The 7,259-nt window shown below is 26.2% G+C and carries 9 protein-coding genes and 1 tRNA gene; 8 read left to right on the forward strand and 2 right to left on the reverse strand.

Annotated features, from left to right (window positions below):
• Positions 1 to 80: 80 nt before the first annotated feature.
• Positions 81 to 155 (forward strand) — tRNA-Cys (locus LPC13_RS16215).
• 248 nt (positions 156 to 403) lie between these two features.
• Here LPC13_RS16215 and LPC13_RS16220 read toward each other — a convergent pair.
• Complete coding sequence (locus tag LPC13_RS16220; protein WP_005216478.1) at positions 404 to 1,348, reverse strand: magnesium transporter CorA family protein; 945 nt, start codon at positions 1,346 to 1,348, stop codon at positions 404 to 406.
• A 260-nt stretch (positions 1,349 to 1,608) separates the two neighbouring features.
• On the opposite strand from LPC13_RS16220, the gene LPC13_RS16225 reads away from it, so the two are divergent.
• Entirely contained in the window at positions 1,609 to 2,088 is a 480-nt protein-coding gene (locus LPC13_RS16225) for a hypothetical protein (RefSeq protein ID WP_005216477.1), read from the forward strand.
• Between the two features lie 170 nt (positions 2,089 to 2,258).
• On the opposite strand, the gene LPC13_RS16230 is transcribed toward LPC13_RS16225, so the two are convergent.
• Positions 2,259 to 3,413 (reverse strand): zinc-binding metallopeptidase family protein, encoded by a 1,155-nt coding sequence (locus LPC13_RS16230; protein ID WP_005216476.1) that lies wholly within the window; start codon positions 3,411 to 3,413, stop codon positions 2,259 to 2,261.
• 142 nt (positions 3,414 to 3,555) lie between these two features.
• Here LPC13_RS16230 and LPC13_RS16235 point away from each other — a divergent pair, with 142 nt between their 5' ends.
• The 6 genes from LPC13_RS16235 (at position 3,556) to LPC13_RS16260 (ending at position 7,133) form a co-directional block, all read left to right on the forward strand.
• The gene (locus LPC13_RS16235; RefSeq protein ID WP_195245621.1) at positions 3,556 to 3,783 is read left to right on the forward strand and encodes a sigma factor G inhibitor Gin; all 228 of its coding nucleotides are present in this window, start codon (positions 3,556 to 3,558) and stop codon (positions 3,781 to 3,783) included.
• Positions 3,784 to 3,868: 85 nt separating this feature from the next.
• Positions 3,869 to 4,459, forward strand: coding sequence for a nucleoside/nucleotide kinase family protein (locus LPC13_RS16240; RefSeq protein ID WP_040420253.1), 591 nt, complete (start codon positions 3,869 to 3,871; stop codon positions 4,457 to 4,459).
• Positions 4,460 to 4,676: 217 nt separating this feature from the next.
• Complete coding sequence (locus LPC13_RS16245) at positions 4,677 to 5,012, forward strand: cyclic-di-AMP receptor (protein WP_005216473.1); 336 nt, start codon at positions 4,677 to 4,679, stop codon at positions 5,010 to 5,012.
• Positions 5,013 to 5,034: 22 nt separating this feature from the next.
• A complete protein-coding gene (locus tag LPC13_RS16250) occupies positions 5,035 to 5,967 on the forward strand; it encodes a DNA polymerase III subunit delta' (protein WP_005216472.1) in 933 nt (310 codons plus the stop codon).
• Between the two features lie 2 nt (positions 5,968 to 5,969).
• Complete coding sequence (locus tag LPC13_RS16255; RefSeq protein WP_195245622.1) at positions 5,970 to 6,875, forward strand: PSP1 domain-containing protein; 906 nt, start codon at positions 5,970 to 5,972, stop codon at positions 6,873 to 6,875.
• An 87-nt stretch (positions 6,876 to 6,962) separates the two neighbouring features.
• A complete protein-coding gene (locus LPC13_RS16260; RefSeq protein WP_040420252.1) occupies positions 6,963 to 7,133 on the forward strand; it encodes a DUF362 domain-containing protein in 171 nt (56 codons plus the stop codon).
• The last annotated feature ends 126 nt before the right edge of the window (positions 7,134 to 7,259 follow it).

A 7,259-nucleotide genomic window follows, 5' to 3' on the forward strand; every position in this document is an offset into this window, starting at 1 on the left:
GCTCGATAGCTCAGTCGGTAGAGCAGAGGACTGAAAATCCTCGTGTCCCTGGTTCGATTCCTGGTCGAGCCACCAGGTATGGCGCTATAGCCAAGTGGTAAGGCAGAGGTCTGCAAAACCTTTATTCCCCGGTTCAAATCCGGGTGGCGCCTCCAAAAAAACCTACAAGTAAAACTTGTAGGTTTTTTATTTTGCTATTGATTCATAAAAAGATTAATTTTATCCACACGAATAATTGAAAAAATTTAAAAAAAGTGGATAACTATATTATTAATGTTAATAAATTTTAAAAAAGCTCATTCCATAATGAAATTTATTAGACTTTGAAAGTTATCAACATATAAATAAAAAATATCCACAGCATTTTAAAAGAGTACTGTGGATATTTTTTTATTTATTTATATTAATTAAACATATCTTTTTTGTAAAGTATAAATGCAGCAAGTCCTGTTAAAAGTAATGTAAGAATCATAATAATTTGAAAGCCATTTGGATTATCTTGAAGAGGAAGTGCTACGTTCATTCCAAATATTCCACCTATAATAGTTGGAATAGCCATTAATATAGTAACAGATGCAAGTACTTTCATAACTATATTAAGGTTATTGGAAATTACTGATGCAAAGAAATCCATAGTACTAGATAAAATATTACTATAAATATCTGTCATTTCTATTGCTTGCTTATTTTCTATTATTACATCTTCTAATATATCTTGATCATCTTCATATTTTTGCATTATTTCTAGTTTAAGCATTTTTTCTAATGTTATTTCATTCGCCTTAAGAGATGTAGAAAAATAAACAAGAGATTTTTCTAATGAATGTAATTGAATTAATTCTCTATTTTTCATGGATTTATGAAGTCTTTTTTCGATCATTAAACTCTTCTTATCAATTTGTCTAAGATATAATAAATAATATGTAGAAATTCTATTTAATATTTGCAGAATAAATCTAGATTTTTTAAATGAGAAGAAAGATTTTACTCTTCCATTTATAAAATCTGTTAAAATTCGACTATTTTTTAAGCAAACTGTTATTATCTCTTTTTCAGAATGTATTATAGCTAATGGATAAGTATCATAAGTTAAAGAGTTGTCTTCCATTTCAGTAAAAGGTATATCTACTACAACTAAAACGAAACCATCTTCAAAATCTATTCTAGATGTTTCTTCATCGTCAAGTGGAGCTTTTAAAAAATTTAATGGTACCCCTGTTTTTTTTGAAATTAGTATTAATTCTTCATCTGAGGGTGCTACTACGTTTATCCAACAACCATTTTCTATATTATCTAGAACCCTTAATGAGGAATTAGTTTCATCTATACTTTTATAAATTTGTATCATAAATTACCTCTCTGTTAATAAAGTTTAATATAAATTATAACATAATTATATATTATAGTCTTTAATTTATAATATATAAATTAAAGACTATAGTGTCTTAATAGTCAGGATTTAATAGTAAAATAGAGTTAATTTATAAATTTGATAAAAAAACACTAGCTATAGTATATTTTAAAACTTGTTATTATATTTAAAAAATTAGTATAATCAGATACTGTGAATGGAAAAGATTGCGCAAGTTAGTTGGGGGATTTGTAATTATGTATAGAGAAATTAATAAGCAAAATAAAGTTGTTTCATTAGTAATATCATTAAGTATGATAACTGTAGCTTTATATAGTCATAGGATTATAAAAATGACAATGGAGAAGAAAGGGCAATTAACACAAACAGTAGATGTAATAATATTATGTGTAATATTATTTATATTAATTAAAGAATTTAGAAGATGTAAAATTGCTTATAAGTATTCTATAATTTCAGACAAGCTTATTATAAATAAAATAAATAGTAATTCAGAGAAGAATGTTGAAAGTATAAAGTTTAAAGATATTTTGTACATAGGAGAAAAGTGCAATACCCCAAAAGAGTATAGTATAATTAAGTGCAATAAATATTATACGAAAAATTTTAATGGACATACAAAGTTTTGTTGTGTATATAAGAAAGATGGAAAAGTAGAAAAATTTTTATTCGATCCTAGTAATAAATTAATAAATTGTGTTAGTAATATCGTTTAAAGAGACTTCATTAAAAATCTAGTTAGTAATTAAATTTAATATACTTTAAATAAAGAGCACCTAGTAAGATTAAATATTCTTATTAGGTGTTCTTATTATATTTTAATGTAATATGCAGTTTTTTAGTATAAGCTATATTTTTAAATATTAGCTAATATATATTAATCGTTTTATGATTTATTATAAAATGTAGATTTTATTTCTTTTAATAAACCTTCATTAGTAATCAAATCATATCCAGTAAAGGCTAAAGCTTCAGCAACTTTGATGCTTTGCTCCATTGCATAATTAGATATAGTAGAATTGGCAAATTCTTTAGAGCCATATGATATATTATTATTTTCTATTATTGAGTAGTATGGATGAATACATGGAACTGATTTACTAACTGTACCTATGCTTAAACCAGAATGAACATCCTTTGGAGCACCAATATCTATGATTCCATTTTCTTTTAAGTTATGGCTAAATAACCTATTTAAAGTTCTATTTGTTATAAGTTCATCATTTGAAGGTTCATATAATGATATTGAATATTGTACTCTTATTAATTTAGAAACATAAATAACAATTTCTCTAAGTTTATTTTCAGCCAACATTGCTAAATCCATTTCTTTTGCACGAATATAGAACTTTGCTTCAGATTCTAAAGGTAATAGTAATGGTGTAAATCCTCCTTGAGAAAGAATAGAATTTATTTCTACATCTTCAGGAAATCCCTTTAATATTGAATTAAGTATATTAAAAGTTAAAAGAATTCCATCTAATGACGTATAAGCTCCTTTATTTAAAAAACTAAGGCCACTATTGCCAATAAACTTTACTTTTAAGGGAATTATTGCAGATGAAGAGCCACTTTCACAAGTTGTTGTATCAGGATGAGCCATCAAAACAGCATCTATATCATCAAAAACACCTTGTTTTGTCATAATAGCTTTAGTACCACCTAAATATTCACCAGGACAACCTATAACTATGGCAGTACCGCCTATTTTTTCAACAATATTTCCTAATGCTAGAGCAGCACCAATAGAAGTTGTAGTTAGCAGATTGTGCCCAGTGATATGTCCTTCATTTGGAACAGCATCGTATTCACATAAGAAGCATATTTTTGGATAGGTAGTTCCTTTAGAAGCATAAAAAGATGTATCTAAACCTAAAAAGTTGCTTTTAACATCAAAATTATAATTTTTAAGTAATTTTATTAAATAGTCACAAGCTTTAAATTCTTTATAACTTTCTTCAGGATTATTATATATAAATTTATTTAAATCATATAATGTATCATAGCATGTAGATAAAAAAGAAATTATTTCTTGCTTCATAAATATAAATCCTCCCAATCTTATGATAGTAATATTATTTTTTCCAAAAAATAATAAAAATATTTATAATAATTTAAAGATATTAAGTATACATAGAGGAAAAAGTGGACAGACTCTAGTAATGTAAAGGAGGATGAGAATTATGGAAATTAATAATAAGGATATATGGAGAGGAAATAAAAAATATTGTATAATATGTGAGGAAGAACTTGAAGGTAGTGGAATTGATATTATGGGATATTTTATTTGTGAGGAATGTGTAAAAGAAATTAATTCCATTAGCGTTAATGATAATAAATATGATTTACTTAAAAATAAAATAAACGAAACTATTACAAAAAGAATATTAAAAATAGAAGAAAAAGAATAAATTAAATGTATATATAATTAGATGAAAAGTACTTTAAAATATATTTAAGAAAGTTAACTTCTAATTAATGAGAAAGGATAAAATCATGGGCAAAATATTTTGTTTAATGGGCAAAAGTAATTCAGGAAAAGATACTATATTTAAAGAATTAATGAAGGATAAAGATTTAAATCTAATGCCAATTGTATCATATACTACAAGACCTATAAGAAGTAATGAAACTAATGGAGTAGAGTATTATTTTATTAATGAAGATATTTTAAATGAATATAGAGAAAATGGTAAGATAATAGAAGAGAGAAAGTATGATACTGTTAATGGACCATGGTATTATTGTACTATAGACGATAATCAAATTAATCTAGAAGTAAATAATTATTTATTAATAGTTACATTAGAAGCATATAAAAATATAAAAATGCATTTTGGTGAAGAAAATGTATGTCCGTTTTATATTGAATTAGATGATGGTGTTAGATTAGAAAGAGCCTTAAAGAGAGAAAAGGAACAACAAAATTCTAATTATGATGAATTATGTAGAAGATTTTTAGCAGATAATAATGATTTTAGCTTTGATAAATTAAAATCATGTAATATTGAAAAATTCTATGTTAATGATATTTTACAAGAGTGTGTAAATAATATAAAGAGCGATATATTAAATTTAATAAATTAGAAATATTTATATAAAAATATAAACAAATAATATATGAAAATTAATGAGCTATTTTTAAATAGCTCTTTTTTATAAAAATTCATATAATAGAGTAAGAAAAATAAATTTAGTAAAGTGTTATATGTTTATGATAAAATAGAGTAGAGGTATTGAATAAATTTTATATTAAGTACTATTAAAAACTTATTAGGCTAATTTACAGAGAGAGGTGTAGGGTATGAAACTAGTAATAGCTATAGTTCAAGATGATGATGCTATGGATTTAATTGAGGAGCTTACAGACAAAAATTATAGAGTCACAAAGCTTGCGACAACAGGAGGATTTTTAAAATCAGGTAATACGACATTAATGATTGGTGTTGAAAAAGAAGTTGTTGATAAAGTTATAAATATAATAGAAGATGTATGCAAAAAAAGAAAGGAAATGGTTTCTGCACCAACTCCAAGTACTATTGGTAGTGGAACAGGAATGTATATGCCATATCCTATTGAAGTTGAGGTTGGAGGAGCCACAATTTTTGTATTAGATGTAGATCAATTTGTTAAAATATAAATAAATTTATGGAGGTGCGATTATGAGAGAATTTATAGGCTATAGCAATTTGATTAATAATTTTAAGACTAGATGTATTAATGGGACTTTATCTCATGCGCACCTTATAGCAGGTGAAGATGGTATAGGCAAGAGTATTTTAGCAAACTTATTAGCTAAGATTATATTAAATGGTGATTTAAATAGAGAATATGTTGATATAATTAATTATAAAACAGAAAAATCATCATTTGGTGTTGATGATGTTAGAAATATTATTGAAGAAGTATCTAAAAAACCTTTTGAAGGAGATAAGAAGGTAATTATAATACATAAAGGAAATAAGCTAACAACTCAAGCTCAAAATGCTTTGTTAAAGACAATAGAAGAACCACCTAAGGGAGTTCACATAATAATCTTATGTGAAAGTTTAGAGCTAATTTTAGATACTATAAAATCCAGATGTGAAATATATAAATTAACGCCATTAACAAGAGAAGAATTAGATAAATATATAGAGCTTAAAAGATTTAATAATAGTCAAGAAGAGATGAAAGCTGCAATAGCATTTAGTGAAGGAATTCCAGGGAAAATAGATAGATATTTTAATGATGAAAGCCTAAGAGAGCTAAGATTAAATGTAATAAAGCTATTAAATGATATAAAAAGTAATGATTTAGAAGGTATATTAGAGAAAGAAGAATTCTTTAGTGGCTATAAGGATACCAAAGAAGAAGTATTAAATATTATAGGATCAATTATTAGGGATATTTTAATACATAAAGAAGTTGAAAATAACGAATTTATCATAAATAGTGATAAAATTAAGGATATAAATGAATTAACAAAGGAATTATCTTTTAGGAAACTAAATAATATGATAATTAAAATAGAGGAAGCAAGAAAAAATATAAGAAGTAATGTTAATTGGACAATGACATTGAGAGTAATGTTAATGGGCTTTATGGAGGGTTAAGAATGATAAAAGTAATAGGAGTAAGGTTTAAAAAAGCTGGAAAGATATATTATTTTGATCCAGTTGATATGGATATACAAAAAAATAGTTATGTAGTTGTTGAAACTGCAAGAGGAATAGAGTTTGGTGAATGTGTAATAGGAATAAAAGAAATTAGTGAAAGTGACATTGTTGCACCACTTAAATCTGTACTTAGAGTTGCAACTGAAGAAGATATAGCTAAGCATATAGAAAATAAAGAAAAGGAAAAAGAAGCTTTTGAAATTTGTTTAAAAAAAATTGAAGAACATAAATTAATTATGAAGCTTATAGATGTAGAATATACTTTTGACAATAATAAAGTTATATTTTATTTTACAGCTGATGGAAGAGTTGATTTTAGAGAATTAGTTAAAGATTTAGCAACAATATTTAAAACTCGTATTGAGCTTAGACAAATAGGCGTAAGAGATGAAGCAAAAATGCTAGGTGGATTGGGACCATGTGGTAGACCAATGTGTTGTTCTACATTTTTAGGAGATTTCGCATCTGTATCTATAAAGATGGCTAAAGAACAAAATTTATCACTTAATCCAACTAAGATATCAGGTATTTGCGGAAGACTTATGTGTTGTTTAAATTATGAGCAAAGTACTTATGAAGACATAAGAAGAAGAATGCCAAGAGTAGGTTCTATTGTTAAAACTGAAGAAGGTACAGGAGAAGTATTCAGTAATAATACTGTTAAAGAAACTGTAAAAGTAAAATTGAAAAAAGGTGAAGAGGAAGTAGTAGAAGAATTCAAGATTGAAAATGTTGAACTTATAAAAGGTCATTATGAAGATGATATTGAAGATTATGATTTAAAATTAGAAATAGAATCAGAGGAAGATAAGAAGTTAATAAAAAATCTTATTAAAGATAATTAGAAAAGGTAGATTACTAAATTTTCCTTTTAAAAGAAATTTTAATGTGATAAAATAATAATGATATATCTAATGGGGGAGGTGTTTTTAATGGCATATCAAATTAATGATACTTGTGTTAACTGTGGTGCTTGTGCAGCAGAATGTCCAGTTGATGCTATAACTCAAGGAGATACTCAATTCGTTATTGATGCAGATACTTGTATCGATTGTGGGAACTGTGCTAATGTATGTCCAGTAGGAGCTCCAGAACAAGCTTAATTTTTGGATTAAGTATAAAGAGTCACCAATAGTGGTGGCTCTTTTTTTATGTGTGTGCCCAGCATGGGCAACAACTTGACGGTGAAAGTCCGTTGTGGGCTTGGTAGTGGGAACCACTAGCCAATG

It is taken from the genome of Clostridium celatum (genome assembly GCF_021412605.1).
Taxonomy (GTDB): Bacteria; Bacillota; Clostridia; order Clostridiales; family Clostridiaceae; genus Clostridium; species Clostridium celatum.